General features: G+C 62.9%; 31 protein-coding genes. 17 read left to right on the top strand and 14 right to left on the bottom strand.

Features of this window, described 5'->3' with window-relative positions:
* Positions 1-174: 174 nt before the first annotated feature.
* Together QM590_RS24095 and QM590_RS24090 are read left to right on the top strand one after the other, a co-directional pair.
* Positions 175-330 (top strand): hypothetical protein, encoded by a 156-nt coding sequence (locus QM590_RS24095; protein WP_269596669.1) that lies wholly within the window; start codon positions 175-177, stop codon positions 328-330.
* Between the two features lie 27 nt (positions 331-357).
* Positions 358-1,101 (top strand): hypothetical protein, encoded by a 744-nt coding sequence (locus QM590_RS24090; RefSeq protein ID WP_269596668.1) that lies wholly within the window; start codon positions 358-360, stop codon positions 1,099-1,101.
* A 429-nt stretch (positions 1,102-1,530) separates the two neighbouring features.
* Here the strand turns inward: QM590_RS24090 and QM590_RS24085 are convergent, their stop codons facing one another.
* Positions 1,531-2,370 carry a hypothetical protein gene (locus tag QM590_RS24085; RefSeq protein ID WP_269596667.1) on the bottom strand — a complete coding sequence of 280 codons (840 nt, stop codon included), beginning with the start codon at positions 2,368-2,370 and terminating at the stop codon, positions 1,531-1,533.
* 178 nt (positions 2,371-2,548) lie between these two features.
* Here QM590_RS24085 and QM590_RS24080 point away from each other — a divergent pair, with 178 nt between their 5' ends.
* Both QM590_RS24080 and QM590_RS24075 read left to right on the top strand, forming a co-directional pair.
* A complete protein-coding gene (locus tag QM590_RS24080) occupies positions 2,549-3,151 on the top strand; it encodes a hypothetical protein (protein WP_269596666.1) in 603 nt (200 codons plus the stop codon).
* A gap of 101 nt (positions 3,152-3,252) precedes the next feature.
* Positions 3,253-3,390, top strand: coding sequence for a hypothetical protein (locus tag QM590_RS24075; RefSeq protein WP_269596665.1), 138 nt, complete (start codon positions 3,253-3,255; stop codon positions 3,388-3,390).
* Between the two features lie 19 nt (positions 3,391-3,409).
* Here QM590_RS24075 and QM590_RS24070 read toward each other — a convergent pair whose 3' ends face one another.
* Positions 3,410-3,817 (bottom strand): DoxX family protein, encoded by a 408-nt coding sequence (locus QM590_RS24070; RefSeq protein ID WP_269596664.1) that lies wholly within the window; start codon positions 3,815-3,817, stop codon positions 3,410-3,412.
* A gap of 90 nt (positions 3,818-3,907) precedes the next feature.
* Here QM590_RS24070 and QM590_RS24065 point away from each other — a divergent pair, with 90 nt between their 5' ends.
* From QM590_RS24065 to QM590_RS24045, 5 genes are all read left to right on the top strand, one after another.
* Positions 3,908-5,191 (top strand): competence/damage-inducible protein A, encoded by a 1,284-nt coding sequence (locus QM590_RS24065; RefSeq protein ID WP_269596663.1) that lies wholly within the window; start codon positions 3,908-3,910, stop codon positions 5,189-5,191.
* Positions 5,192-5,320: 129 nt separating this feature from the next.
* A complete protein-coding gene (locus QM590_RS24060) occupies positions 5,321-5,743 on the top strand; it encodes a YqhA family protein (RefSeq protein WP_269596662.1) in 423 nt (140 codons plus the stop codon).
* Positions 5,744-5,817: 74 nt separating this feature from the next.
* On the top strand, positions 5,818-8,334 hold the full coding sequence (locus QM590_RS24055) for an AMP-binding protein (RefSeq protein WP_269596670.1): 2,517 nt from the start codon (positions 5,818-5,820) through the stop codon (positions 8,332-8,334).
* 76 nt (positions 8,335-8,410) lie between these two features.
* Positions 8,411-8,884: a hypothetical protein gene (locus tag QM590_RS24050; RefSeq protein ID WP_269596661.1), complete on the top strand. Its 474-nt coding sequence runs from the start codon at positions 8,411-8,413 to the stop codon at positions 8,882-8,884.
* Between the two features lie 116 nt (positions 8,885-9,000).
* A complete protein-coding gene (locus tag QM590_RS24045) occupies positions 9,001-9,678 on the top strand; it encodes a hypothetical protein (RefSeq protein WP_283279361.1) in 678 nt (225 codons plus the stop codon).
* A gap of 9 nt (positions 9,679-9,687) precedes the next feature.
* On the opposite strand, the gene QM590_RS24040 is transcribed toward QM590_RS24045, so the two are convergent.
* From QM590_RS24040 to QM590_RS24030, 3 genes are read right to left on the bottom strand one after another with little or no spacing between them, the layout of a single operon-like run.
* Positions 9,688-11,016 (bottom strand): amidohydrolase family protein, encoded by a 1,329-nt coding sequence (locus QM590_RS24040; RefSeq protein WP_269596659.1) that lies wholly within the window; start codon positions 11,014-11,016, stop codon positions 9,688-9,690.
* Positions 11,017-11,050: 34 nt separating this feature from the next.
* Positions 11,051-12,019: an isopenicillin N synthase family dioxygenase gene (locus tag QM590_RS24035; protein WP_269596658.1), complete on the bottom strand. Its 969-nt coding sequence runs from the start codon at positions 12,017-12,019 to the stop codon at positions 11,051-11,053.
* Between the two features lie 52 nt (positions 12,020-12,071).
* Entirely contained in the window at positions 12,072-13,235 is a 1,164-nt protein-coding gene (locus tag QM590_RS24030; protein ID WP_269596657.1) for an ABC transporter substrate-binding protein, read from the bottom strand.
* A 288-nt stretch (positions 13,236-13,523) separates the two neighbouring features.
* Here QM590_RS24030 and QM590_RS24025 point away from each other — a divergent pair, with 288 nt between their 5' ends.
* The 5 genes from QM590_RS24025 (at position 13,524) to QM590_RS24005 (ending at position 17,392) form a co-directional block, all read left to right on the top strand.
* Complete coding sequence (locus QM590_RS24025; protein ID WP_269596656.1) at positions 13,524-14,306, top strand: ABC transporter ATP-binding protein; 783 nt, start codon at positions 13,524-13,526, stop codon at positions 14,304-14,306.
* Positions 14,303-15,175: an ABC transporter permease gene (locus QM590_RS24020; RefSeq protein ID WP_269596655.1), complete on the top strand. Its 873-nt coding sequence runs from the start codon at positions 14,303-14,305 to the stop codon at positions 15,173-15,175. The genes QM590_RS24025 and QM590_RS24020 overlap by 4 nt, the downstream gene beginning before the upstream one ends.
* A 114-nt stretch (positions 15,176-15,289) precedes the next feature.
* A complete protein-coding gene (locus QM590_RS24015; protein ID WP_269596654.1) occupies positions 15,290-15,934 on the top strand; it encodes a GntR family transcriptional regulator in 645 nt (214 codons plus the stop codon).
* 104 nt (positions 15,935-16,038) lie between these two features.
* A complete protein-coding gene (locus tag QM590_RS24010) occupies positions 16,039-16,638 on the top strand; it encodes a sulfite oxidase-like oxidoreductase (protein WP_269596653.1) in 600 nt (199 codons plus the stop codon).
* A gap of 1 nt (position 16,639) precedes the next feature.
* Positions 16,640-17,392, top strand: coding sequence for a ferredoxin reductase (locus QM590_RS24005; protein WP_149405216.1), 753 nt, complete (start codon positions 16,640-16,642; stop codon positions 17,390-17,392).
* Positions 17,393-17,403: 11 nt separating this feature from the next.
* Here QM590_RS24005 and QM590_RS24000 read toward each other — a convergent pair whose 3' ends face one another.
* Positions 17,404-18,738, bottom strand: coding sequence for an alpha/beta hydrolase (locus QM590_RS24000; protein ID WP_269596652.1), 1,335 nt, complete (start codon positions 18,736-18,738; stop codon positions 17,404-17,406).
* Between the two features lie 58 nt (positions 18,739-18,796).
* Positions 18,797-19,285: a nucleoside deaminase gene (locus tag QM590_RS23995; protein WP_269596651.1), complete on the bottom strand. Its 489-nt coding sequence runs from the start codon at positions 19,283-19,285 to the stop codon at positions 18,797-18,799.
* Positions 19,286-19,392: 107 nt separating this feature from the next.
* Between QM590_RS23995 and QM590_RS23990 the strand changes: the two genes are divergently transcribed.
* Entirely contained in the window at positions 19,393-19,968 is a 576-nt protein-coding gene (locus QM590_RS23990; protein ID WP_269596650.1) for a GNAT family N-acetyltransferase, read from the top strand.
* A 73-nt stretch (positions 19,969-20,041) separates the two neighbouring features.
* Here the strand turns inward: QM590_RS23990 and QM590_RS23985 are convergent, their stop codons facing one another.
* The 6 genes from QM590_RS23985 to QM590_RS23960 all read right to left on the bottom strand — a co-directional run bounded on the left by QM590_RS23985 (position 20,042) and on the right by QM590_RS23960 (position 24,369).
* Complete coding sequence (locus QM590_RS23985) at positions 20,042-20,965, bottom strand: vWA domain-containing protein (protein WP_269596649.1); 924 nt, start codon at positions 20,963-20,965, stop codon at positions 20,042-20,044.
* Between the two features lie 69 nt (positions 20,966-21,034).
* Positions 21,035-21,970: an AAA family ATPase gene (locus QM590_RS23980; protein WP_269596648.1), complete on the bottom strand. Its 936-nt coding sequence runs from the start codon at positions 21,968-21,970 to the stop codon at positions 21,035-21,037.
* Positions 21,967-22,800, bottom strand: a complete 834-nt coding sequence (locus tag QM590_RS23975) for a mycofactocin-coupled SDR family oxidoreductase (protein WP_094639745.1) — start codon at positions 22,798-22,800, stop codon at positions 21,967-21,969. Before QM590_RS23975 ends, QM590_RS23980 begins: the two co-directional genes overlap by 4 nt.
* 9 nt (positions 22,801-22,809) lie before the next feature.
* Positions 22,810-23,631: a mycofactocin-coupled SDR family oxidoreductase gene (locus QM590_RS23970; protein WP_269596647.1), complete on the bottom strand. Its 822-nt coding sequence runs from the start codon at positions 23,629-23,631 to the stop codon at positions 22,810-22,812.
* Entirely contained in the window at positions 23,607-23,732 is a 126-nt protein-coding gene (locus QM590_RS23965) for a hypothetical protein (protein WP_269596646.1), read from the bottom strand. The genes QM590_RS23970 and QM590_RS23965 overlap by 25 nt, the downstream gene beginning before the upstream one ends.
* A gap of 145 nt (positions 23,733-23,877) precedes the next feature.
* Positions 23,878-24,369: a MarR family winged helix-turn-helix transcriptional regulator gene (locus QM590_RS23960; protein ID WP_269596645.1), complete on the bottom strand. Its 492-nt coding sequence runs from the start codon at positions 24,367-24,369 to the stop codon at positions 23,878-23,880.
* A 64-nt stretch (positions 24,370-24,433) separates the two neighbouring features.
* Between QM590_RS23960 and QM590_RS23955 the strand changes: the two genes are divergently transcribed.
* The gene (locus QM590_RS23955) at positions 24,434-24,961 is read left to right on the top strand and encodes a phenolic acid decarboxylase (protein WP_269596644.1); all 528 of its coding nucleotides are present in this window, start codon (positions 24,434-24,436) and stop codon (positions 24,959-24,961) included.
* A 54-nt stretch (positions 24,962-25,015) separates the two neighbouring features.
* Complete coding sequence (locus tag QM590_RS23950) at positions 25,016-25,780, top strand: alpha/beta hydrolase (protein ID WP_269596643.1); 765 nt, start codon at positions 25,016-25,018, stop codon at positions 25,778-25,780.
* 109 nt (positions 25,781-25,889) lie between these two features.
* Here the strand turns inward: QM590_RS23950 and QM590_RS23945 are convergent, their stop codons facing one another.
* Complete coding sequence (locus QM590_RS23945; protein WP_332112706.1) at positions 25,890-26,213, bottom strand: enoyl-CoA hydratase-related protein; 324 nt, start codon at positions 26,211-26,213, stop codon at positions 25,890-25,892.
* Positions 26,214-26,256 lie beyond the last annotated feature (43 nt).

The raw sequence follows: 26,256 nt of genomic DNA, 5'->3' as shown, positions 1-26,256 counted from the left end.
GACCCTGTACCAACCGCCCGCAGCTCACGCAGCTTGACAGAAACCATAGGGACACCCCCCCAACTGGGGCGTGTCGTCCTTCTGGCATCTCGGGGGTGTAGTTCTGGGCACAGCGGGGCACACCCACGATGTACATCCATCGGCGACCTGTCGCCCCGACTCCGTGGAGATTTCATGACGATGCCGACCGACGCAAGCGATGCAGTCCCCTCGCAGGGCAGCAACGACGGCCCCCGAGAGCACACCCCCGAGACGGACGCCGTCGAAGGCGCGCACGTGGACGAGGAAAACGTGCCACACCCTCCCGAGAACGGAAACGTGCAGAACTGAACCGCGGTTCGACGGCATGATCGGTACATGATCACGAACCCGTCCGTCGAACAGTTCCGCCGGTTGGCGCAGTCGTCACCGTGGCTGTGGGAGTCCGTCGAGTTCGAACTCCTACCTACTCGCCACACGCTCTCGGTGCACGCATGGATCCGTCGTCCTGGCAACATGCGCGTGGAGGACGCCAACGGCAAGCTCGTCGAAAGAGTCGGCGCTGGAATCCCATACGCGGGCATGGGGGTGCAGTACTCGAACGGCGCACCTCGCCAGTTGGAGGGGCGGTGGCCGTCGGACACGACACCGACATTCGATTCCGACGGCCTCGTCTCAGCGCTACCGTCCATCGCCGACTCATGGCTCGTAGACTATGACGACCCGTTCTACGAGAACTACCAGTGGATCGCGATGCTCAACCCCATCGAAGTCACCCGCTCCGGGCACGATCATTCGTCCACCGAGACAGTCACGGAATTATCCGAGGTGAGGGCCGTCGAGCATCACGGCCGACCGGCGTGGCAGGCGACTGTAGTCACGACGGACCGATACGACGCCCGCTGCGAATGCTGTGCACTGTTGAGCGGGCACTACGACTCCGAGACACGCCACTGGGTCCCGGGACCACCGGTCACCGTCCGACTGGACGTCCAGACCGGCATCTGTGTCTACGTCGGCCCGCCTGTCGACCAACCGACCGCAGAACCGGACCTCGACCTGACGATCATCGCCGTAGACGCTCGGATGAACGACAGCCTGTTCGTGCATGCTGGCCGTTGACAAGATCTGAACTGACCGTGTCCGCGATAGCGACTCATCCTTCGATCGCCGGGAGTTACAGGTCCAGTCCTGAAGCCGACGCGAGCTCGACGAGTGAATCGGCGTCGATTTCGATTCCAAAACTGAACTGCACGAGCGTGTTCGACGGCCTGAGCACGCTAAGCCACTCGCGCGGCTGCCCTTCTCGCGGCGCTTCGTCGGATCGGCGCGTCACAACGGTGCCGTCGGGAAGAGTCGATCGGTTCACACCAGAGCTGTCTTGCGCGTCGACGCTTCCCCTCGCAGTGGTGTCATCGATCGATATTTCGACACTCAGTTCCGCGGAACCGGTCGGTGTCGATACGTTCACGATGGTGCACGCACTTCCGCTTCCGGACGACCCGAGCACCAGATCGCCGATGGGGCGATCGGATTGCGCATCAGGGAAGACTACTGCCCACTGCTCGGCCAATGACGCGCCGATGCTTTCGACTCTGTCCTTGGACAGAGGGAGCGTCGGATTCTCGCGGTACGAACCACATTCACGAGGCGGTGGCGGTGTTCCGTCGGGAACCTCTGCGGTGACGCGCAATTGAGGGTTCGCGACAATACCGCGAGCTCGTCCACCTCCAGCGGGAGCATCGCGTCGCTCCCTTCGTTCGACGTTCTCGCGTGTACGAGAGTGTCCGCGAAATACGCTACTGCAGTACGGCGATGCGTCGCCCCTCCGTTGAAGTCGGACACCGCATCCAATGTGTCGACAACAGTGCCGTCGGGCATGGTAGTTCGTTCGTCGACCCGCTCTTCGACGCATGGCGGTAGCTCACCGTCCCACTCTTCGATCGATACTCGAAGGAGCGCTCGCGCCTCACCGCGACCGACGACGCCTGAGGCCGTACTGTCACCGCTGATGTCCTCGACCGTGACACCCTCCGCGATCTCCACGCCTTCGGGATAGATATCGATCGGTTGGAATATCAAAAAATTGGAGGGAGCCGCGAACTCCAATTGCACATCGGTGGGCAGAGATTCGACCAGCGCAGTCGACATTGCCGACGCCTTCGTTGCCGTCAGCCACGGATAGTCGGGGTTGTCGTACCGACCCCCGTAAAAACCGATCGAGAAAGAAATGCCCTCCTCGGCAGGAAGAACGACGTCGCAGCCGAGTATGGCCTCGACGGAGGGCTGCTGATCTTCGAGGACTCCGGCAACCACGGTCCCGACGGTCACAATCGCTACGACCACCACGACGTCCGCCCACACCCCACCGCGTCGCAGATCGGTTCGCATTTGCAGAGCCTAGCTTCCGACTCGGAACGTCTCGGTCATCCGAGGCACCAGCACCGAATCCCTTGCCTTGCGCACCTGCGAGCGTTGGTGCAGGGTGGCTTGCGTGAGCAATGAATCCGGCTCGACCCCAGCACCAGTCCGCTTTCAGGGCGTACCAGTCAACGAGATTCCGGCCCTGGTGCCCTTGAGACTCGTACTCGCGCACACCGACACCATCGCGGTATGGCTCACCGGCGCACACATTTACAGCCGGTGCGTGACGTTGTCGGTCGAAGCCGCGGTCCCCACCACGGATCGATTCCTCGGTATGTACGGCTTCGGAAAGCCCGAATCCGGCCATACCCCGCCCATGCTGATCGGCTTCGAGGATGCTCAGGGCACTGTCTCCACCAATCTTCCCGGCCGACCCAGAGGCCTGCAGGCGAACGGTGGCAACGGAAGCGGCACACACGGGCGGATCGGACTCGTGCTCACGGCTGTGCCTGTCCCCGGCCCGATGAGCGTCCACTTCGCGTGGCCGTATTTCGGAATAGACGAAACGCAGTGCATCATCAATGGCAGCGAATTCGCCGCTGCAGCGGCAGATGTGACGACTTTGTGGGACGATCCCGATCCCGAAACCGCAACGCAGATCGACATGAACAATCGAGAGATTCCCGAAATCGACATTCCCGAAGGTGGTTGGTTCGCCGCTGCTGCCGAACGGCAGAAACCACCGCCGCGCGACCCCAACGCACCGAGGCGAATCAACTTCGCGCATGTCGACAATCGGCCGCTCTGAAGCAGAGCCTGGATCGAAACACTGATTCCTCGGCGATTGGAATCCGCGCGGCCTGCTTGCCCGAGTTGCATTCGCGGACAGAGAATTCGCGGCAAACGCGAGTGGATTCGTCAGACGCGCGCGAGTTCCGAGTCGTCGGCCAGCAGGTAGCGATTCTGCGAGCATTCGACGAACGCGCGCGCATTCGCGGAGAATTCAGGGAGAACTTCGGCTATCTGAACAGTCGAGTAGCGGCGTGAGTTGATCGAACGTTGCCCTCTACGGTCGGCGCAACGGAATGATGCTGCGCACCCGCTCGTCCCGTAGGTACAGCGCTCCCCACGCCGCGATACCCACGTAGATCGCGAAGAACACGGTGCTCAGCAGTGGCTTCTCGACACGCCAGTTGGTCAGCACCGCACCGCCGAGATAGCCGGTCAGCACGATGGCACCCAAGATCGACGTCGCGGGAATCGTGTACAGAATCAAGATGACGAGCATGACGATGCCGGTGATCGGAGCCATGTCGTCACGCAGGCCGAGGTCGCCCGTTGCGTCCTTCACCACCTGCAGATTCAGAATGTGGCTGATCGCGTCGAACAGGAGCAAGACGATCACGAGGATCTGTAGAACGAGGCCGATCCGCGGGGCGGTCTTCCTCGGCGCGCTGGTGTGGGTGGTGGTCATGACTGTCTCCTCGGTCGCGGTCAATGTCACTTCTTGGACCCGAGCCAACCGCAGAAGTCACCGACACACCTCGGTCAGTAAGGTCTAAGGATGACTGTGCGAGCAGGTGTGGTGGTCACGGGAACTGAGGTTCTGGCCGGTCGGGTCACCGACCGGAACGGCCCGTGGGTGGCCCAGCGACTTCTGGAGATGGGCGTCGACGTTGCCCACATCACCGTGTGCGGTGATCGCCCGGACGATCTGACTGCGCAGGTGCGGTTTCTGGCCGATCAACGCGTCGACTTGATCGTCACCACCGGAGGTTTGGGTCCGACCGCCGACGACCTCACCGTTCCGACCGTCGCCGCGCTGTACAGCCGCGAATTGACGCTGGACGCCGAGCTCGAAGATCGCATCCACGCGATCGTGCAACGGTGGCGAAGCCGCATGAGTTCTGCAGCCGACTCCGAGCCGCTACGGGCCGGTATTCGGAAGCAGGCGATGGTTCCCCAAGGCGCACAGTCCATTTCACCGACCGGAACCGCACCCGGGGTCGCGATACCGGCCGACGACTCCAAATCACTGCCCGCCGTCCTCATTCTGCCCGGCCCACCTCGCGAGCTGCAGGCGATGTGGCCGGAAGCCCTCGACAGCGCACCCGTCGCCGAGGTCCTCGCCCGCCGCACGCAGATGCGTCAGGACACCATTCGCGGCTACCGACTGTCCGAGGCCGACCTCGCCGACACGCTGCGAACGGCAGAGCGCGAGATCACGGGATTCGACGATCTCGAGATCACCACCTGTCTGAGTCTCGGTGAGCTCGAAATGGTGACCCGCTACGCCGAATCGGCGAGACCTGCGTACGTGGATCTCGAACGTCTCGTCGGAAAAATCCATGGTGCACGGGTCTTTTCGACCGACGGGTCCACCATCGACGACATCGTCGCGCACCGTCTGTCCGGGCATCGCATTGCCACGGCAGAATCGTGCACCGGAGGGATGATCGCCGCACGCCTGACCGACCGCGCAGGATCGTCGGCGTACGTCATCGGCGCGGTGGTGTCCTACGCCAACGAGGCGAAAACGGGCCTGCTCGACGTCCCCGCCGAAATCATCGACCAGCACGGAGCGGTCAGCGAGCCAGTGGCCGCGCTGATGGCCGAAGGCGCACTGAATCGACTGAACGTCGACATCGCGGTATCGACCAGCGGCGTCGCGGGCCCGGGTGGTGCCACCGAGGCCAAACCGGTCGGCACCGTCTGCTTCGCTATCGCCGTCACGGGCCGACCTACCGTCACCCACACCCTTCATCTCCCCGGGGAACGGGCAAGTGTCCGTGCACTGTCGACCACCGCGGCAATGCATATGCTCGCCGACGCGTTGGAGACTCGCTGAAGGTCTTGTAGACAGCGCAGGAGGGACCCACACATGTCATCACCGACGGACAACTCTGAGCACCATTCACAACCAACTGTGGACGGGCAGCCAACGGGTCGCCGACTTGCCGTCGAAAAAGTCCGTTTCATGAGCATCGTCGGCGCATCGACTGCGCTGCTGCTGTCGGCCGTCACCTATATGTGGGCCTTCGCAAAGGGTGTGGACTTCGTCCGTCTGCTCATCGTCGAGGGCCTCTCCTCCGACAAAGCGCTGGTCAAACTGTTCGAAAGTATCGACTCCATCCTGATCGCGACCGTGCTTCTCATCGTCGGATTCGGTCTGTGGGAATTGTTCGTCCACGACCTCGACCTGCCGCCTTCACTGACAACCACCTCGTTCGGTCAGTTGAAGAGGCAGACCGCAGGAACGCTGCTGCTGGTACTGGTCGTGCGATTCCTCGAAGTGTCCATCACCAGGCCGGAACCTGATGAGCTCATCGCACAGAGTATTTCCACCGCGTTGGTCGGCGGTCTACTGATCGTGTTCGCAACCTGGCATCGCAGTCCGTGAATCCGAACGGCCGGGTGGCGGCCATCTAGTTAGGTTCGGCATTCCTTATATAGACTCCGTCGGTGCTCAGCGAGATGACCTACCTCGATCGCCCCGGTGTGCGATTTGCGCGCGACCTCGGCCGCTTCGGTGACGAGCCAGCTCTGATCACGGGAGACGACACGCTCACCTACCGTGAGCTGGACGAACGCGTCGAGCGTCGAGCATCGGAATTCGGGACGACGCGTTCTCTGGTGATGATTGCCGGTTCCAACGACGTCGACGTGATCGTGACGTATCTCGCGGCCTTGCGTTCCGGGCATCCGGTGCTGCTGGCTCCGGGTGAGAACTTCGGCCACCTCGAGGGCCTGATCGATACCTACCGGCCCGATGTGGTGGTGCGCGCAGTCGACGGGAGCAGCGTCATCGAGAAGGCCGGCCGACGACCCGGGCATCACCTCCACCCCGACCTCGCGTTGCTCCTCAGCACGTCCGGCTCGACCGGCTCTCCCAAACTCGTCCGACTCTCGCACCGAAACGTTCAGTCCAACGCCGAGTCGATCGCCGAGTATCTCGGCATCCGTGCCACCGACCGAGCAGTGACCACACTGCCCATGCACTACTGCTACGGACTGTCGGTCGTACACAGCCACCTTCTGCGTGGTGCCGCGTTGATTCTGAACAATTCTTCCGTCACAGATCCCGACTTCTGGGAGCTCGTGCGGGCCGAACGCGCGACGACGTTCGCCGGCGTGCCGTACACCTTCGATCTGCTCGACCGGATGGGGTTCGATCAGCTGGATCTGCCTGATCTGCGCTACATCACGCAGGCCGGTGGCAAGATGCCGCCGGAACGCGTCCGGAAGTACGCCGAGCTGGGCCGACGTCGGGGATGGGACCTGTTCGTCATGTACGGGCAGACCGAGGCAACTGCCCGAATGGCCTATCTGCCATCCGATCTCGCCGCCACTCACCCGCACACCATCGGTCGTCCGATTCCCGGGGGATCTTTCCGCCTGGAGACGGTCGACGATTTCCCCAGCGGTACAGGCGAACTCGTCTACTCGGGGCCGAATGTCATGCTCGGGTACGCCGAGAGCCCCGATGACCTTTGCCTCGGTGACACCCTCTCGGGCGAACTGCACACCGGCGACCTCGCACGGCTCACGGACGACGGACTCTACGAGGTGGTGGGCCGCCGAAGTCGATTCGCGAAGGTGTTCGGCCTGCGTATCGACTTGCAGCATGTCGAGTCAGCGCTTGCGCAGCACGGGCTGACAGCGTGCTGCACCGGTGGTGCCGACGAGCTGGTCGTCGTCGTGGAGGGCGGTGACAGCGACGCTGTCCGCCGCACTGCCGCGCAGACCAGCGGACTACCCACTTCAGCGGTACGGGTATGTCTAGTCGACCAAGTGCCGCGAACCCCTACCGGCAAACCGGATCTCCGGGCGGTCGCGGAGATCGCCGCCCGGCCCGAACTCGACCCGTCGGACACAGTCCCGACCACCCCCGACGTGAAGGCGCTGTTCGCCGAGATCCTGCACTGCTCACAGGTGGACGATGACAGTACGTTCGTGAGTTTGGGCGGCGACTCGCTGTCGTACGTCCGTATGTCCATGCGGCTGGAGGCCATGCTCGGCCATCTCCCCGAGAACTGGCACAACACACCGGTGCGAGAGTTCGATCGGGGTCGGCGTTCACGCCGCGGCTGGCACCGAGTGGAGACCAACGTCCTGCTGCGTGCCCTCGCGATCGTTCTGATCGTCGGCTCACACATTCACCTGTTCGCGGTGCTCGGCGGAGCCCACGTGCTACTCGGGATAGCTGGCTACAACTTTGCCCGCTTTCACCTCGGAACGGCAGATCGCAACGAACGAACGCGACGCGTGCTCCGAAGCGTCGCCCGGATAGCTGTCCCCAGCATGGTGTGGATCGCATTCGCCATCGCCCTCACCGGAGACTATCGAATCACCAGCGCCTTTCTGCTCAACGGCATCTTCGGCCCCGACGGCTGGTCCGCGGAATGGCGGTACTGGTTTGTCGAGGCCATCGTGTACATCGTTCTCGCCGCTGTTGCGGTACTGGCCATTCCGTTGCTCGACCGACTCGAGCGTGACCACTCGTTCTGGTTCCCGATGGGACTCGTCGGCCTCGGACTCCTCACCCGCTACGGGCTGATCGACATCGACGACAGTCCCAACCGCATTCTGACCGCGTCCGTGGTCTTCTGGTTGTTCGCATTGGGTTGGGCTGCGGCACAGGCCGACACCACCCGGCAGCGACTGTGTGTGACGGCGGCCATCGTGGGCACGGTGCCCGGGTTCTTCTTCGGCGACACGCAACGAGAAATCATCGTCGCTATCGGTCTGTGCATGTTGGTGTGGCTGTCGTCGATTCCATTCCCCGCCATGCTGAGCCGGGTGGCAGGAGTGCTGGCGAGCGCCTCGCTCTACATCTACCTGACCCATTTCCAGGTCTACCTGCCGCTACGCGACGACCACCCCTGGTTGGCATTCGCCCTGTCGATTCTCGTCGGAATTTTGTACTGGAAGGCGGTCGAATTCGTGCTGTCTCTCCGCAGTCGAATCGTTCATGTCGCTGCACTCGCTTAGGGTTTTCAACCTCTCCGCTATCGGCATCGACGTAATTCGGTGTTGCCTTAGCGCCATCACATGCCACCCTGGAATCATGCATTGGCCGATGAACGAGTACGTCGAGCAATGGCGTCTACCGTTCGTCCCGAACTCCGGTCATGGAGCACCTACACAGATTGTCGACGCTTGTGGTGCCGTCGGTCGAGATCTGTACTGCCGCAAGCACGGCCCCGACGAACACATCGAACGGTCGGTGTGGACGATCGCACTCCTGGAGACCGGACACTGCCACGTCGGCCTCGAATCCAGCCCGTGGCACGAGGCCCCCGTCCTCGAGCACTTCCGAGGATTCTCGTTCGGCGGGTTGCACATCGAACAATCACTCGCCGACGCCACCGTCGTCGTTGCCGACTCGGTCCAGGGCGAACTTGCAGGTTACTACCCGTACATCCAATGGCCGATCCAGGAGAAGCGACTGCTTCTGCCCGTGGTGCGCGACGGCACGGCGGTGTGGCGGGATCCGCGCACCGACCTGATCGTCTCCGCGATCGGACTACTGAGCGACTGACCAGCGACATCCCGCCACGTCGTATGTCGATTGCCAGTGCGAAGCCGAACTTTCGGACCCGGGTGTTTCGTTCGGCGGTTTCGATGATCGATGATGGTGCTGTGTGGAAACAATCCGTGTGGTTCGCTCTGTTCGGTTCGGTGGTCGCCGCCATTGCCACGGCTGTGGGTGACATGCCCTATCGAGGTGAATCGTTCACCCTTTTCGACGGCGGGACGAGTTTCACGAGCGTCTATCGTGGCAGTGCGTGGTCGGAGCTGGGACCGGCAACGGGAGCGGGAGCTGTGATCGGCGCACTCACCGGCCTTGTTCTGTACTGCTGCGGGATTCGCCCACGGGGTGAGGCGGGCAACCGTGTCGGACGGGTCGTGGTTGCCGGGCTCTTCGGTGCAGCGCTCGGACTGTCTCCGGTGTTGGTCATGCTCGGCGTGGCGCTGTCGAGCCTTCGGACCGGCGAAAGCTGGGCAATCGAACCGTGGTCTTTGCTGGCACTGTATGCGGTCAGCGCAGCCCTGGCCTACTGCGCCTCCGTGTTCTCCGTTCGCCTGACGCTCCGTGCATCCGGTGATGAGCTGACACGGAGCACCACTCGGTGCACGGCTCTGCTGCTGCCGATCGGTGCGGTTGCGGCGACGGCGAGCGGTGTCGGGATGGCGTGGCTTCACAACTTCAGCACCCGTCCATCCACCGTTGTTGTCGTCATCACCGTTGTGGCAGCAGTGTTGTCGGCAACGTTCGCACTTGCCCGTGCATGGGCACTGCACCGCCGCTTTACCACAGAGCAACGCGCATGAACTGGGCGGTCACTCCGGCGGGCGACGCAGTGCCACCGCGGACAGCGATCGAATGAGCTCGGCCTCGTCGACACGGGTGCTACGTCCGTCACGGATCACCGCCTCGCCGTCCACCCAGACGGTATCGACAATCTGTCGTGTGCCAGTCGTCAACAACGATGCACCGGGATCGCGTACCGGTAGGCATGCGAAGTCGCGCTCGAACCGAACCATCGTCAGATCTGCGACGTCTCCGACCGAAATTCCCCCCGATCGAGCGTGCAGTCCCAAAGCCGAGTTCGCACCTCCCGAGGCCATGTCCATCATCGCGTCGAATCCGAAGAGATCCGCCTTCTTGTTGACTGCCCGCTGGACGTAAGCACCGATCCGCAGAGTTTCCACCATGTCCTGGGTGTCGTTACTGGCGGCGCCGTCGACTCCGAGTCCGACGTGTAGCCCAGCAGCGAGCATCTCGGGTACTGCCGCCACGCCCGAGCCGAGTCGCATGTTGCTGAGCGGGTTGTAGGAGATCCCGACCCCACGTCGGGCCAGTACCGAGCGGCCGTGCGCATCCAATTCGACACAGTGGACGGCCAGGACCCGATCCCACAGAAAGTCGTTCCGATCGAGATAGTCGACGGCACCGAGTCCTGCATGTTCGCGGCACATGGAGTCGTCGGTCTGTGTCTCGAGCAGGTGGATCATCACCGTCATATCGCGCGAGTGGGCGAACTCGCGAACTGCAGCCATCCCGTCGGGGGTCAGGGAGCGGGGGTTGAGAACCGCGACAGCGGGTGTGATGCGGCTGCCCTCAGTTGCTTTCGTGAGTTCGTCGATATGGTCGAGAACCTCGCTCAACGGCTGCATCAACCGTGGATCGAAGCCCCATCTCCTTGTCGCATCGGCGCGGTCGGCGGTGCCTCGCCCAAGGACTGCCCGAATACCGGTGTCCCGCAACCCTTTCATCACCGCATCGTGAACGGCTGTGGACGGGTGCGGCCACATGTGTTCGACAAGTGTGGTAGTGCCGCTGCGTAACGCCTCGAGGGAAGCGGCGACGGTCGCCGTGTACGCCCGCTCGGGGGTGATTGCCACGGAATCCTCCGCCACCGCCAGCAACCACTCGAGCAACGGAATCCCCTCCGCGATCCCGCGCATCAACGATTGCTGCATGTGCGTGTGCGTATTGACGAAACCAGGAATCAAATAGCCGCCGGCTCCGTCGATCCCCCCGGTCTTCGACGACGAAGCCACGTCGAGGATGTCGGTGACCCTACCGCCACCGACCACGACGTCGCGGCGTGGCAGCCACTGCCCGCCCGAGTACACCGTGACGTCGTGAATCAGTGTGTCGTGCACAGGAATTGTCCCTTCGATGACGCTCTGCTCGCGTTCAGCGAGCGAAGTTGGCGTTGATTCGTTGGTAGAGATAGTCCTCGGCGGTGATCGACGAATACTTGCCGGACGGACCTTCGATGACGGCATCACGATTTGCCTGAGCGAAGAAGGCAAGGCTGTACCGCGCGCCCTGATACTCATCCGGGCCGGGGTTCTTCACCCGGTGAAAGTTGGACGGCAACAAGTCGTCGCTCCACCGCATCAGCATGTCGCCGATATTGCAGGTGATCGCATCGTCGGACGGTTCGATCGGCGTCCACTCCTGCGCATCCATCTCGCGTCCGGGGCAGACCTGAAGTCCGCCCTGGCCGTCACGCTGAAAAAGCAAGGTGAGACAGTCGAAGTCGGTGTGGGCTCCTGCGCGCCAGGTGTCGGCCTGCTCGCCCATCGCGAAGTAGTGCAACATCCGAAGCGTGCTCTGATAGTTCTGTGACGACGGGTCGTGGGCCCTGGTGAAGAATTCTCGATCGAATCCCAATTTCACCGCGAAGCACGAGAGCAACTTCATGGCCAGTTCCCAGCACTTCGCCTCGAAGGACAAGATGGTCTCGCGGAAACCGGCAAGTTCGGACTCCGATGGCCACAGAGAGTCCACGTGTGGTCGGGTGACCTGGTAGGACTCCTTCTGATCCGGTGTGCCGATGGACGGCCGCACCTGAGATTTGTACTCCCAGCCCGAGTTGAAGCCCTTCTTCAACGGGTAGCGCTCCTTGACGGCGTTCGGCAAAGCGAAGAATGCTTCGGCAGCCTCGAACGCGCGGCGTACCTCGTCGAGGTCGATTCCATGCTCGACCACCTGGAAGAATCCGATGTCCGTTGCCGCGGACCACAGCGCGTCGGCGATGTCGTCACGACGAGCATCGAAGTCGGACAGGTCGATTCGTCTGATCTCGCGTGTCGTCGTCTCGGTGCCGACGCCACCCATCCTGCTTTCGCGGTCCAGTTCGGTCAGGTCGTAATTCATTGCGATCCATTCTCCTATGAGTTGGGGAAGTTCTGTCGGGTGAGGCGCGCCGTCAGGCGATGCCGATCGATGGGTCGGTGAAGCGGTTGGTGAACAGTTCCTCGGCCGTCGCGCCGGCCGGGATCTGGGCCCCGCCGGAGGCGAGAACCGGACCGAGCTCGGCAAGATTGCTCTGCGTGCGTACCGGGTCGTACGTCCCGACCGAACCGTCGGCTTCGTTGGCGATCAGCCCCTGCTCTTTCAACAATGTCGAACTGAACGCCGCCTCGCCGTCCGTGTACGGGGTGAACGACGTGTCCTGCGAAACGATGTCGACGATCACGGAATTGGTTGCAGCGGGCGAGGTGATGTAATCCGCGGTTGCCTGCTGAACGATCGGAACCAATTTGTCGAGGCACGGCGACAGGGCTTCCAATTTGTCGGCCCGCACCGACACGTTGGATGCGTAGATGTCGAATCCTGTGTCCTTCACCAGCTGGTACGAGACGGGCTTGGACCACGCCGGGGTGTCCGATTCGTAGGTGTACGGCTCGGAGTTGGCGAATCCTTGTTGGGCGATCTGCGGGTCGCCGACGAAACGAGCCGGGGCACCGTCGTAGCCGGTGTCGAGTTGGGAGGATTTCAGCAGTCCCTTGTCTACGAGCCACTGCGGAAAGATCTGCTCCTTGGACACCACGACGGTAGCGTCGGACTTGCCGATGTCCTCGATCGATGTCCAGTCCGGATGACTCTCCGGATCCCACATCAGAATTGCGGGACTGTACTTGAGAAGTGGAGTCACACCGACCACCGGCTGATCCGCGGCCGCGGCGATGACCTGGTCCCCGTGCACGATTCCGAGATCGATCGAATCATCCACGTACATCTGCGAAGTGACCGACTGAAAACCGATGGCCGGCCCGCCCGCACGGAGCGTGATGTCGACTCCGGTGTCCTTGCCCTCCGCGACGAGGGGGCCGGTGACCGACTTCTCGTCGGAGTCGACGGTGTATCCCGGACCGAGCATCTCGAACAGTGCGCCCATGTCGGATTGCGGCTGCCACTGAAGCTGGACGGTCACCGCCGTCGGGCAGATACCGGACAGACTGTCCTGCGACGCGACGGGTTCGATCGACGTCGTGGCAACGCTGTTCGCCTCGTCGGCGCTGCAGGCACTGGTGACGAGCAAGGCGGCCAGCACTACCGCTGCGCCGACGAAGTGGTTCTTCTTGTCCATGGCTGGCAACTCTCTGCTGAAGGAAATTTCGGGAGACGGTGTGCGAGGCCGCTGGCAGAGGCCGTGAGCGGCGAACGACTGACGACAGTGTGCATGGAAGCCGATTGCATGTAAAGCCGGAAGACGACCCTAGCCTCGAAATCAAGTCAACTTCGGCATATATGCCAGCTGAAGGCCGCTGATGCGTCTTGTTCGTGACATGAACTTAACGAGCCGCAATGTCGCTGCAATGCATGTAATACAGGCTACAGACCGGGCAATTACATGCACTCAACTTTGGAGGCTGCAGTGGATCTGATCGACACCATGCAGGATGCCGACGCTACTCGGCTGACGAAAACCACTCAGATCGTCTTCGACTCGGTGGTGAAGCGATTCTCCACCGGCACAACGGCACTCGACGGAATCGACCTGGCTGTCCGGCGAGGTGAGTTCGTGGCCGTGGTCGGTCCGTCCGGGTGCGGCAAATCGACGTTGTTGCGAATGGCGGCGGGTCTCGAAAGCTGCACTGACGGAAGCGTCGCACTGGGAACCGATTCCGTCGGCTTCATCTTTCAGGAGCCGACACTCCTTCCGTGGCGCGATGTTCTGGGAAATGTGGAACTGTCCGCCGAACTGGGGTCCGTCGACAAACAGACCTGCCGCAGTAGAGCGCTGGCCGCAATCGACGCGGTGGGGCTGGACGGCTTCGGCGATCAGCTTCCGAGCGCACTGTCCGGGGGCATGAAGATGAGGGTGTCGCTCGCCCGCGCACTGACCTTGCTACCGGACGTCCTGCTGCTGGACGAGCCCTTCGGCGCACTCGACGAAATGACGCGATACGACATGCAATCCCTTCTTCAGAAGCTGTGTACCGACAGAGAATTGACCGCCATGTTCATCACGCACTCGGTGTCGGAGGCAGTGTTTCTCGCGGATCGTGTCGTCGTGATGACACCGCGGCCGGGACGAATTCACTCGGTTGTGGACATCGAGTTCGACGGCCCCCGCACGGAGGACCTTCGATTCGATCGCGCGTTCACGGACTACGTCGCCCGGATTTCCGCCAGTCTGCGGGGAACGGCCTCATGACGCTGTCACTCGCAGTCCGTATGCCCCGTGTTCGCACCGGCAGCGCCGAGGAACGGCGTTCGAGTTCCATTGCACGCAGATCGAACAGCGCCTTGAAATCCATCGCGGTACCCGTCGCCTCGTTCGCAGTCGCGATCATCGCGTGGTACGTGGTGACATACGCCGTTCTCGCACCGGAACGTCGATTTCTTCTGCCGGCACCTCATCGCGTACTGACGGGCTCTCTTGCGGACTGGTCTCATCTGCGCCCCATGCTCGAAGCCCTCGCCGTCACTGCACGGGTGACTGCATGCGGATTCGTGATCGCAGTACTGTTCGGTCTGGCCGTGGGCATCCTGATGAATCAGGCCCGATGGATCGAGCGGGCCGTGTATCCCTATGCTGTTGTCCTGCAGGTCATACCGATTCTCGCTATCGTCCCGCTGATCGGACTCTGGTTCGGCTACGGCATGGTTGCCCGCATCATCGTGTGCGTCATGATCGCCGCGTTTCCCATCATCACCAACACACACTTCGGCCTCCAATCGGTGGACCGTGGGTTGCACGAGCTGTTCACGCTCGGCCGTGCATCGCGGTGGGAGCGCTTGACCAAACTCGAATTGCGCGCGGCACTTCCGGCGATCATGACCGGAGTCCGTACCGCGGCAGGGTTGGTCGTCGTCGGCGCGATCATCGGTGACATGTTCTTCGCCAAAGGACAACCGGGTATCGGCACACTTCTCGACGTCTATCGGAGCCGGTTGCAGTCCGAGGACCTCATCGCCGCGATCGCGATAGCCTCGGCGTTCGGGATCGCCGTCTTCTCCCTCTTCGGCGTACTCTCCCGCGCTCTCGTGGGCAAGTGGCACGCATCGGGTTCCAACTCATGACACGGCGCACGATCGGAGGGGTCAACCGGAAGCGGGTCCAGCTGCGCGAGCGCTGGAGGCCCAGTAGGTGACAATGGAGCACTGCAGGATCCTTCACATGCGCGGATGGGACACATGACCACAACCGAACGCGAACTGCTCACCGAATCGGTTCACGCGATACTGCGTGAGCAGATCTTCTCCGGCGAGCTGGCTCCCGGCACTGCCTTGAGCGTTCCGGCACTGGCCGCAAAGCTCAATGTCAGCCGAACTCCGGTTCGGGAGGCAGTGCAACAGCTGATCTACGAGGGCATCGCCGTTCACACCCGGAACGCAGGCGCGAAGGTCGACTCCCTGGACGACAACACCATCAGGTCGGTGTTCGAGGTTCGGGAACTACTCGACGGGCTGGCAGCGCATCGCGCGACCTTGAACGCCACGAACGACGCGATCGAAGAACTTCGGACGATGATCGCCGAACAGCGAGAGCTGCTCGGCGAACCTGCCGATTCCCGACGTGACTCGATGCTCGATCTGCGTTTCCACACTCGAATTCGGGACATTGCCAAAAATCGTCCACTCAGCGATGCACTTCTGCGTCTGGACAGCCAGGCGCATCTCTACAGATCGGACATCTGGACCGGGGACACCGGTCGACGACTCGCAGTCGGAGAACACGAGAGAATCGTCGACGCCATCGAGACCGGGGACGCCGAAGCCGCACGAATCGCTGCTTCCGCCCACGTCGCAGGACTACTGGTGCGGATCACTCGGCAGTAGATGCGACGAGCCTGCCCCACGGCGTGCCGCGGCCGGGTGGGCGCCGACATCGCCGTGGCGTCCGACTTGTCAGACTCCCGACCGCGGGAGGACAATTTGCCACCATGGCATTGATCTCGAAGGGCTTCGTGGGCCGCCGACGCGGCGACGACGGGCGTACTCCCCCCGGTCAGTATCCGACCAAGGATTTTCCCGTCCTCGCGATCGGGCCTGCGCCCGTGGTCGCAACCGACACGTGGTCGTTCTCGATCACCACCGAACACGGCGAGACTCGCAGCTGGACCTGGGGCGAATTCGCGGATCTTCCGCACGAGACTCCGACCGTCGACATCCACTGCGTCACCAAGTGGTCGAAGCTCGACACCACCTGGAAGGGCGTGAGCCTGGACGTTTTGTTGGACGGTCTCGATACCGATGCCGGCTACGTCGTGGTGCACGGCTTCGACGGCTACACCACCAATCTTCCCCTCGAGGACCTCAGGGATGGGAAGGCCTGGCTGGTCACCGAGTTCGACGGCGCTCCCCTGACTCGCGAACACGGCGGTCCGGCAAGGCTTCTGGTCCCGCATCTGTATTTCTGGAAATCGGCGAAGTGGATCTCACGCATCGAGCTCACCGTGGAGAACGAACAGGGCTTCTGGGAACGCGGCGGGTACCACGACTACGGAGATCCGTGGCGCGAGCAGCGATACCAGGGCGACTGACGTGACATCGGCGGCCGGGGCGAAACCTTGGCTCGTTGCCACGGTGGCGACCGTGCGGCGTGAGACACCCACCGCGTCCACCCTCGTTCTCGACGTCGACGGGTGGCCCGGCCATCTTGCCGGGCAGCACGTGGACGTCAAGCTCACCGCCGAGGACGGCTACAGCGCACAGCGAAGCTACTCCCTGGCGTCGGCACCCGACGGAACGTCGCGCATCGAGATCACGGTGCAGAACGTCGCGGACGGCGAGGTATCGCCGTACCTGGTCGAGGCCGTCGAGGTCGGCGATCGCATCGAGATCCGCGGACCGGTGGGTCGATGGTTCGTCTGGCGGCCCTCCCGGCCCTCCGAGACCCCGTCTCCACCGATCCTGTTGGTGGGCGGCGGTTCCGGCATCGTCCCGCTCCGCGCGATGGTTCGTGCGCAGGCGTCCGCGGACGGCGGTCGGGTGCCGTTCCGGGTGCTGTACTCCGTGCGCGAACCCGCGGAGGTCTACTTCGCGGACGAATGGGCTCGTCCACCGGCCGGCGTGGACGTCACCATGATCCACACGCGGCGTGCTCCTGCCGGTAACGCACGGCCCCTCGGCCGCATCACGGTCGAGGACCTCGACGCACACGGATGGCCGGCGGAGTTCGAGCCGCGTTGCTACATCTGTGGCCCCACGAGTTTCGTGGACACAGTGGCCGACATGCTGGTGCAGCGGGGGCACTCGGCAGCGAACATCCGAACGGAGCGTTTCGGACCGAGCTGAGGAGCAGCGGCTCAGACGATGTCGCGGAGGAACTCGATCTTGAGTCGGGTGTAGTCGTCGGTCCATTCCGAGTCCACCGACATGAACGAATGATCCAGTCTCGCCTCGTTCTTGCTGTACAGGTTCAGGCGGTTGTCGACGCCCACTCGATCAAGCGCAGCGCTCAGTTCGGCTGCCTGGTCGGGGAAGGTACCGGTGTTGCCGTCGGAGATGAAACTCGGCGGAAAGTCGGCCGTGACGTTGTCGATGACGTTCGCCTGCGCCAGCAACGCTCGGTCGGTGGTATCGAGGTAGCTTCGGGCGGCGATGTCGAAGAAGAAACCGTTCGACGGGCTCGGTGATTGCGGTGCGCCCGCTCTACCGACATCGAGGGCAGCACTCTCGAATACCAAGGCCTTCACAGCACTTCGATCGATGGTGGGCTCGATACCCAGCGCCCGCGCGTAATCGGAATTGGTCTGCACGGCAGCGTAGTTGCCCACGATGTGGCCACCCGCACTGGTTCCGGCGAGGACGACGCGACTCATGTCGAGTCCGTACCCGTCCGCGTTCGTTTCCAGGAACTGCATGGCCTGGCCCAGTTGGATTGTCTGCGTGGGAAATCGGTAGCTCGGCGCGAACGCGTAGTTCACCGACACCACGTTGTAGCCCGCGTCGAGCATGGGGCCGGCCCACGACGCGCCACCGGAATTGCCGCTGGGCGCACCGTCCATTTTGTCTCCGACAATCCAGCCACCACCGTGAATTACGATGTATGTGGGCCGGCTGACCGATGGATCGTCGTCGGCGATGTATATGTCGAGAAACGAATTCGGAAGCGTCGAGCCGTATTCGACGTCGTTGGTGAGGCGTGCTCCGTCGACCACCGTCGTCGCCGTCTGCGTGTCGGGCTCGAAGGAATTGCTCTGCCCCAACGCATGAAGCGATCGAACCAGTGGTGCAGGACTGGCCGCCGTGCCGACGACCACGACGGAAATCACCAATGCAATCGCTGTAGCGAAGACCGCTGGGACGGCGGTGGCCACCCCACGAGCGGAGACCTTGGAACGGCCTGCCCACGCCGACGCGAGCAGATAGAAGCCGAGCGCTGTCGACGCAGCCAAGGCCGTGACCCACAGGGCGTGCAGATCCGTCACCAGCCATGCCACCTGAGTCACGACGGTGACGGACCCGAGCGAAGTCCCCACGCCTACATGCTTTCCGGCATCGGACGAGACGAGACACGTTGAGACGACTGCCACGGCGATGACCCACAATCCCACCGCAAGCTGCTGACGGATGAGGACGAACTCGAGCCATGCGAGTACGACGCCGGCACCGCCGGTCACCGCGAGCGCAGTCGTCATCGCTCTCGTACGGTGCCCTGCTCCGACTTCGATATCTGCCTGCACCATCACTGCCCCACTACTGCGCAGAAGTGTGGCGTTGCCTGTGCAGTTCGCGAACGGTCTCGCTGAACTCGGCGACCGGTCCGTCCACCGCGATGCCGGGCACGATCTCCTCGATGGGCGACGGCGTGATGGCGAGTGGTGCAGCACCGAATTCTTCGAGCCACGTGAGCAATTGAGCCGTCGACGTGGCGTAGACGATGCGGCCGAGTCCGACTATGCCGTGGCTCGCAGAGCACATCACACAGTGCTCACCGGAGGTGTAGACCGTAGAGGATCGACGCTGATCGGCGTCCAGGTTGGTCGCAGCCCACCGAGACAGTGCGATCTCGGGATGCTGGGTGGGATCGCCTCGGTCGCCGACCCTGTTCCTGTCCTCGGCCAACAACTCGCCACTGTCCGACACCAGAATCGAGCCGAACGGATCGTTGCCCGTCCGCGCCGCCTCTGCAGCAAGATCCACGGCACGGGCCAGAAAAGCACGGTCGCTCGAAGAGATGCTCACAGTGCACCGGCAGCGACGATCGAAGTGTTCACGTCTCGACCGTACCGCCTCGAAAATCCCGCCTACCGGACCGGTAATTCGACACCGATCCTCGGTATGGTCGTCTGGTGAGCTTCTCGGTACGGCCGGCCACGTCGTTCGCGGATCTGCGGACGATTCTCGGCCCGAAGAACCCGACGTCCTCGGTCTGTTGGTGTCTGAGTCATCGAATCGATTCCGCGACCAACAGAGCACTCGTCGGTCCGGAACGCGCCGCATACGTCGAGAAGCTGACCCGTCGAAAAGTCGCACCGGGCGTACTGGCCTACGACGGGGACGAGGTGGTCGGTTGGGCTGCAGTGGCACCACGCGCGGAGCTGCCGTTCGCGCGCTCGAACAAGATCCCGCACGTCGACGATCTACCGGTCTGGACGGCCTGGTGCTTTCGCGTCAAGGCCGGACACCGCAAACGCGGGATCGCGCACGTGCTGTTGGACGGTGCCGTTCGCTTCGCGGCCGATCACGGTGCTCCGGCGATCGAGGGCTATCCGGTGGACAACAAGGGTGCAAAGGTCGATCTGACGATGGCCTACGTCGGCACCCGCGGACTGTTCGAGTCGGCCGGCTTCGAATTCGCAGCCGAGACGACATCGGTATCGGGCGGAATCCCGCGAGTCATCATGCGAAAAGACCTGCGCACGTGACGTCCGACTCCTGACCCGAGAGGTGCCTGATGCCGATGTCGTGTGCGAACACGTGAATCACGACCTTCACACGTCAGTCTCCGAACAGTGAACTCAGTGCCGGTGCGACGTCGCGGTAGGTCTTGATGGTCCGTATACGACCGTGCCCTAATCGCGCGAGATCCCGTCCGAGATCGACGTCATGTTCACCCGACGTGTCCAGCAGTACGTCCAGGCGCGCGATCCTGGCTGCGGTCGGGCGTGGATCGGGACCGGCGTTGTGGACGCAGTCCGAGAGCAGAAGAACCCGTGGATCGGGAGCCGACGCCGTACGCAATAGCCCCGCCGCGGTCTCGAGCGCGAACTGCACGTTGGTCAATCCCCGCGCCGGAATGCGGAGAACGGTGTCGAGAATATCCAATGGGGTCCGCGAGTCGCCGAATCGAGTGAGTACGGCCGCGTCGGACCAGAACGCGACGACCGCGAGGTTGTCTCGGTTCATCTCACCGGCCAGAGCGCCGACGGTCGCGGCCGCTGTGCGCACCCGTTCGCCCTTCATCGACCCCGATATGTCGACCACCAGAACGATGGATCGCTTGGTGTGCAAGCGTTCTCGGACGACGATGTCATCGTCTTCCGGTATCGGATTGGCCGCCAACACCTCGAGCATGCGGTCCAGGTCGATCTCGTCACTGCCGCCTCGATAGCGCAGAGACGTCAACTCCCCGACGCCACGCCGTGCGCGTGTGTCGATGCGTGGACGCCGAACTGCCAGACGAGCCGCGATCTTTCGGGCGCGGGCCCGAGTCGCGGCGTCGGCAGTCGACTCGCTTTCGGTCGCGTCGGTCAGCGGAATCACTTCGGCCGACTCCTCGGTGAATCCGGGTGCCGACGGATTGTTCTCGCCGGCAGCCTTACCCGGCTTGCTGCGGCCTTGAGCGATCAGTACTGCACCGCTACCGCCGCCGGGACGAAACAGCGACGGTGACTCCGTCAGCTGTTTCGGTTTGCGGCGCAACGGCTTCAGAGTTCCTGCCGGCTTACGTGTCCCCGGCCGTGTGATCGGCGAATCGGCCTCGACGGCTCTTCAACCAGGCGCCGCCGCAGCGGGACGCAGCACGAAGTGGTCCTGCCATATCGTGTGCAAGACCATTTCTGCTGGTGCGTCGGCCGTCTCGTCGATGTGAATGCGCCCGGACAGGGCAACGTACATCGCGTCGAGCATCACCTGCTGGTAGTCCTCGGGCAGGCCCCTCGGTGGATCGATGTCGGTGACGAGCGGAATCGCCACCTCCCGCAGATCTGCCAATTGCTGAGCGACGAGGGTCAGATCGATTGCCCCGCGCACACTGCTGCCCTGGGTGATGTCCTCGTGCTCACGCGTCATCCGAGTGACGGCCACGGCGTCGGCGATCAGTCGCGCGGAGTCGGATTCGCTACGGAGACCCACGATGCCGCGTTCCGCTTCGGCATCCTGGTAGCCGATGGCAAGACGACACAGACGGTCGTGGACGCTGGTCGACAGGCGGCTCGTACCGACGTTGTCGTAGGGGTTCATCGATGCAACGAGGCGGAACGTCGGTAACGCGTGCACGGTGCCGACGCGCGGGACCACGATGCGTCGTTCTGCCATCGCGGTGAGAAGCGTGTTCAGAGTGTCCTCGGGTGCGCGATTGAACTCTTCGATGTAGAGAAAACCGCCGGTGCGCATCGCGTCGATCAGCGGTCCCGCTACGAAGTTGTCCTCGCTGTAGTCCTCGCGAAGAACCCGAGCCGGGTTGTGGTGCCCGACAATTCGGGCCGGTGTGAGATCGGCGTTGCCCTCGACGAAGTACAGCGGAATGGACCACTCGGAGGTGATCGCGCCGAGCAGCGTGCTCTTGCTGGTGCCGGGCGGGCCCTCGAGGAGCAGGTCCCGCCCGGCCGCGACCGCTGCCAACAGGAGATCGAGTTCACGGTCTCGACCCACGAGGTGCGCCGCAATCCGCCGGCGCACCTCACCGATCGACGCGGTAGCAGTCATTTGACCGTGTACCCCGCATCGACAGGAAGCGTTGCACCCGTGATGTATCGAGCATCGTCGGAGACCAGGAACGCTATCGCGTTGGAGATGTCGATTGCCTCGATCCACGGCACCGGCAGCGTATTCGTGGTTTGGAAGATCGGTGCCGACTTCTCTCGCGACGGGTTCGGATCGTCGGGAGCGAACAACCCCCACGTCTTGGGATTCTGAATCATGACGGTGTCCACACCGGTCGGATGAACAGTGTTGACGCGAATACTGTGTTGCCCGAATTCGTTTGCGAGAGTGCGCATGATGCCGACGACACCGTGCTTGGTCGCGGTGTAATGCACCGTGTTCGGTGTGCCCTTGAGGCCCGCCGTCGAACTCGTCAGCACGATGGAACCACCGCGACCGCCGGCGATCAGATGCGGCAGAGCAACTTTGCAGGTGTTCCAGACGCCCGTGAGGTTGACGTCGATCATGTTCTGCCATGCGTCGTCGGTGATATCGAGGGCAGGCGCGATCTCGAACACTCCCGCATTGCCCAGGACGATGTCGAGTCGTCCGAGTTCGGCGACGCCGTCGTCGACGGCCTTTCTCAGCGCGGCCGAATCGCGCACGTCGGCCTTGGTGGCGACGATTCGCCGGTCGAGCGCTTCGACCTGCTTCACCGTTTCGGCGAGGTCCGCTTCGGTCGACGGCGGATACATCTCGATGGTGTCGACCGGTCCGCACAGGTCGACGGCGATGATGTCCGCGCCCTCCTGAGCGAGACGTATTGCGTGACTTCGCCCCTGACTACGAGCGGCCCCGGTGATGAATGCGACTTTGCCTTCCAGCTTGCCCATGTCCGTCTCCTACTTGGCCAGGAAGCCGGCGTCGACGGGCAAGGTGACGCCGGTGACGTACCGCGCATCGTCGGACACCAGCCACGCGATGGCGTTGCTGATATCGATCGCTTCGAGCATCGGAACCGGAAGCAAATTGCCGAGCATGGCTGTGGCGTCGGGGTTTTCGGTGAGGAACTTCTGCATGACGTCGTTGACGACCATCGGCGTGTTCACCCCGGTCGGGTGCACGGTGTTGACGCGTATGGAGTACTGCGCAAGCCAATTGGTGAACGTGCGCATCAACCCCACGACCGCGTGCTTACTGGCCGCGTAGCCGTCTCCGGCACCGGACCCGTTACCGCCCGCACCGGACAGGCCCTGAGTCGAGCTGGTCAACACGATCGACCCGCCCTGGCCCTTGGCGATCATGCTCGGAACCCCGGCCTGAACGGCGTTCCACACACCGAAGAGATTGACCTCCACCACATCGCGGAAGGTCTTCACTTCGTCGGGATTTTCGGCACCCTGGGGTGCTATTCCGGCGTTCGCCAGAATGATGTCGATGGGTCCGAGTTCGGCTACCGCCGAGTCCACTGCCGCTTTCATCGCGTCGTAATCGCGGACATCGGCTTCCTTGGCGACGATGCGCCGATCGAGCGCCTCGACTTCTTTCACGGTCTGTGCGAGATCTTCCGATGTGGCCATCGGATAGGCGACCGTATCGATCTGTGCGCAGATGTCGACCGCGATGATGTCGGCACCTTCTTGTGCGAGACGAAGCGCATGGCTGCGCCCTTGTCCACGTGCTGCACCGGTGATGAAGGCTACTTTCCCGTCGAGCTTTCCCATGATCGAACTTCCTTGATCGTCGGATGAAAACGGTACGAGCGCAGAACGCTTCGACGATTGGCCGGATACGTCCGCGGCGGGATGTCCGATGTGAAGGACATGATTCGACGCTATATGACACCCAGTGCACATGTGGCCGAATTACTTGAATCTTTGTTGATTTACGTTCCGTGGACGCGAGAACAGGACGACCGATTCAGATGTGCACACGCAGTGAAGTATCGAAGTGAATTGCTCGCCGAGCCCTCACGAACTCTGTCGCCGCGGCAGGTCGTCGCCGTGTTCGAGCGCCTCGCGGATTCGGCCGAGCAGCGCAGTGGCGTCACGGAGGGTGCGTTGCTCGGCCGGTGTCAGGTCGTCGAGGATATTCACGAGAAGCCCCTCTGCCGCAATGTCGTAGATGCGCAATTGCTCTCGGGCAAGATCGGTGAGGCCGACGCGCATGCTTCGAGCATCCGAATCGTCGGGTCGGCGAGCGACGAGGCCGTCCGATTCCATCGTTCGGACGAGGTTGCTGATCGTGGGGCGTGCCAACCCCAGCTGACGCCCGAGCACTGTGGGGCCCTCCCACTTGTCCGGAAAGAGTCGCCGCAGGATCTCGATCTGCGCGTCGGGCAGGGCTTTGAGCCCTGCGCGCGAGCGGGAGGCGTTGAGCAGCACGCGGCGGAAGGGGCCTATCTCCTCGCTGAGATGGCGGGCGATATCCGCGAGACCGGGTGCGCTGTCGGAATCGTCCACCGCGCCAGACTACTCAGTCTAATTTAGGTTTGCAACAAACGCATTTCTGGGTGATCATGGAGTCATGAGCATTCACACCAGCGTTTCCGACCCCACTCCCGAACAGGCCCTGGACGCGATCATCGGCCATCGATTCGTCTACACCTATGCCAACGGGTGGCAGTACGAGATGTACGTCAAGAACGCCACCACCATCGACTACCGGATCCACACCGGAATGGTTGGCGGCCGGTGGGTTAAGGGACAAGAAGTCGATCTCGTCGGACTCGGCCGCGGCGTCTACAAGATCTCGTGGAACGAGCCGACCGGCACGAGCGTCGTCGTCAACGTCGTTCCCGAGGACCGCGTTCTGCACGGCACCATCTTCTTTCCTCACTGGGTGGAACTCGACGGGTCCAAAACCGTCCTGTTCCAGAACGACCACCTCGACGAAATGCGTCAGTTCCGCGATCAGGGCCCCACCTACCCGATCTACGTCGTGCCGGAGTTCGCGCACATCACCTTGTTCGAGTACGTCGGTATCGACGACGACACCGTCATCGACACCGCGCCCGCAGACTTACCGGCAGGCTTTGCCGACCGGAGCAACTGAGATGGACCTCCAGAACCCCGGCATGGCCACGCTCACACTCCCCATCGTGGGCAGGTGATCCGCGGCAACGAGTATCGACCCGAGAACTCCGACAGAACAGCGCCGTCCGTTCTGATCGTGCACGGCTTCAGCGACTCGAGCATCGGACCACAGCGCCTCTTCGTGCAGATCGCTCGACGCCTGGTCGAAGCGGGAGCAGTCGTACGCGCATACGACCGACTCGGCCAAGGCATCAGCGACGGCGAGTTCGAGGACATCACCCTGCGCGACGAGGTCGAGCAGGTGTCGACCATGATCCGGGAGTTCGCTGCCGATCGATCTGCACCGGTGCACGTTCTCGCCCACAGCCTCGGCGCAGTGGAAGCGGCAATGGCGGCCGCGCTCCTGTCCGACCGTGTCGCCAGCCTCACCCTGTGGTCACCTGCAGGCGTTGTCGTCGACGACATCACCGTCAAGCACGAGATCCATGGCCAGCCCATCGATTCCGTCGCACAGAACGGCGGCTTCGACTTCGGCGGCATGTGGCTCGGACGGGCATTTTTCGACGACATCCGCAATGGCCTCGATGTGTACGAGGCTGCGGCCGGATACGACGGCCCCGTCGACATCGTCCACGGCACGGCAGACCAGATCGTGCCGCTCGAGTACGGACGCCGTTACGCAGAGCTGTTGCCACACGCGACATTCACCGCGATCACCGGTGCCGACCACACCTGGTCATCGAGCGCGTGGCGGGGCGAAATTCTCACGCGTCTGCTGTCGTTCCTGGGGTTACCGGAAACCGACCGGGCTCGGCGGTTCTCTGGTTCCTCTGATTGAACAGCTACCCTCTGGCGGAACCCTTTTCACTGCTGCACAGAACAGGGAACCTACCTCGAAAGTTCGACTGCACGCAGTCGGCGCAAGGTGATTCCGTTCTTGATCGAACTCACTTGCCGGTCCACACCGGATCGCGTTTCTGCATGAAGGCCATGATTCCCTCGACAGTGTCGGCCGACCGGCTCAGTGACTCCAGGGCCTGTTCGCTGAGTTCCCAGCTGCGGGCTTCCGTCTCGATCTCGCCGTCATTGATGCCGCGAGCGACGCGCTTGCTCGCCTGAACAGCGAGCGGTGCGTTCGCGGAGATGACGTCTGCGAGGGCAAGAGCAGTGCTCAGCACTTCGGCCTGAGGAACGACGCGGTTGACCAATCCCCACCGGAGCGCGTCCTGGGCGCTCATGGCGTTCCCAGTCAGCAGTAGTGATCGGCCCAGGGATTTCGGACACTGGACCCGCTTAGGATAGGGATCTACTGAA

It is taken from the genome of Rhodococcus sp. IEGM 1372 (assembly GCF_030056835.1).
GTDB lineage: Bacteria > Actinomycetota > Actinomycetes > Mycobacteriales > Mycobacteriaceae > Rhodococcoides.
The sequence above is the reverse complement of the archived record's forward strand: the minus strand, read 5'-3'. Positions and strand labels throughout refer to the sequence as shown.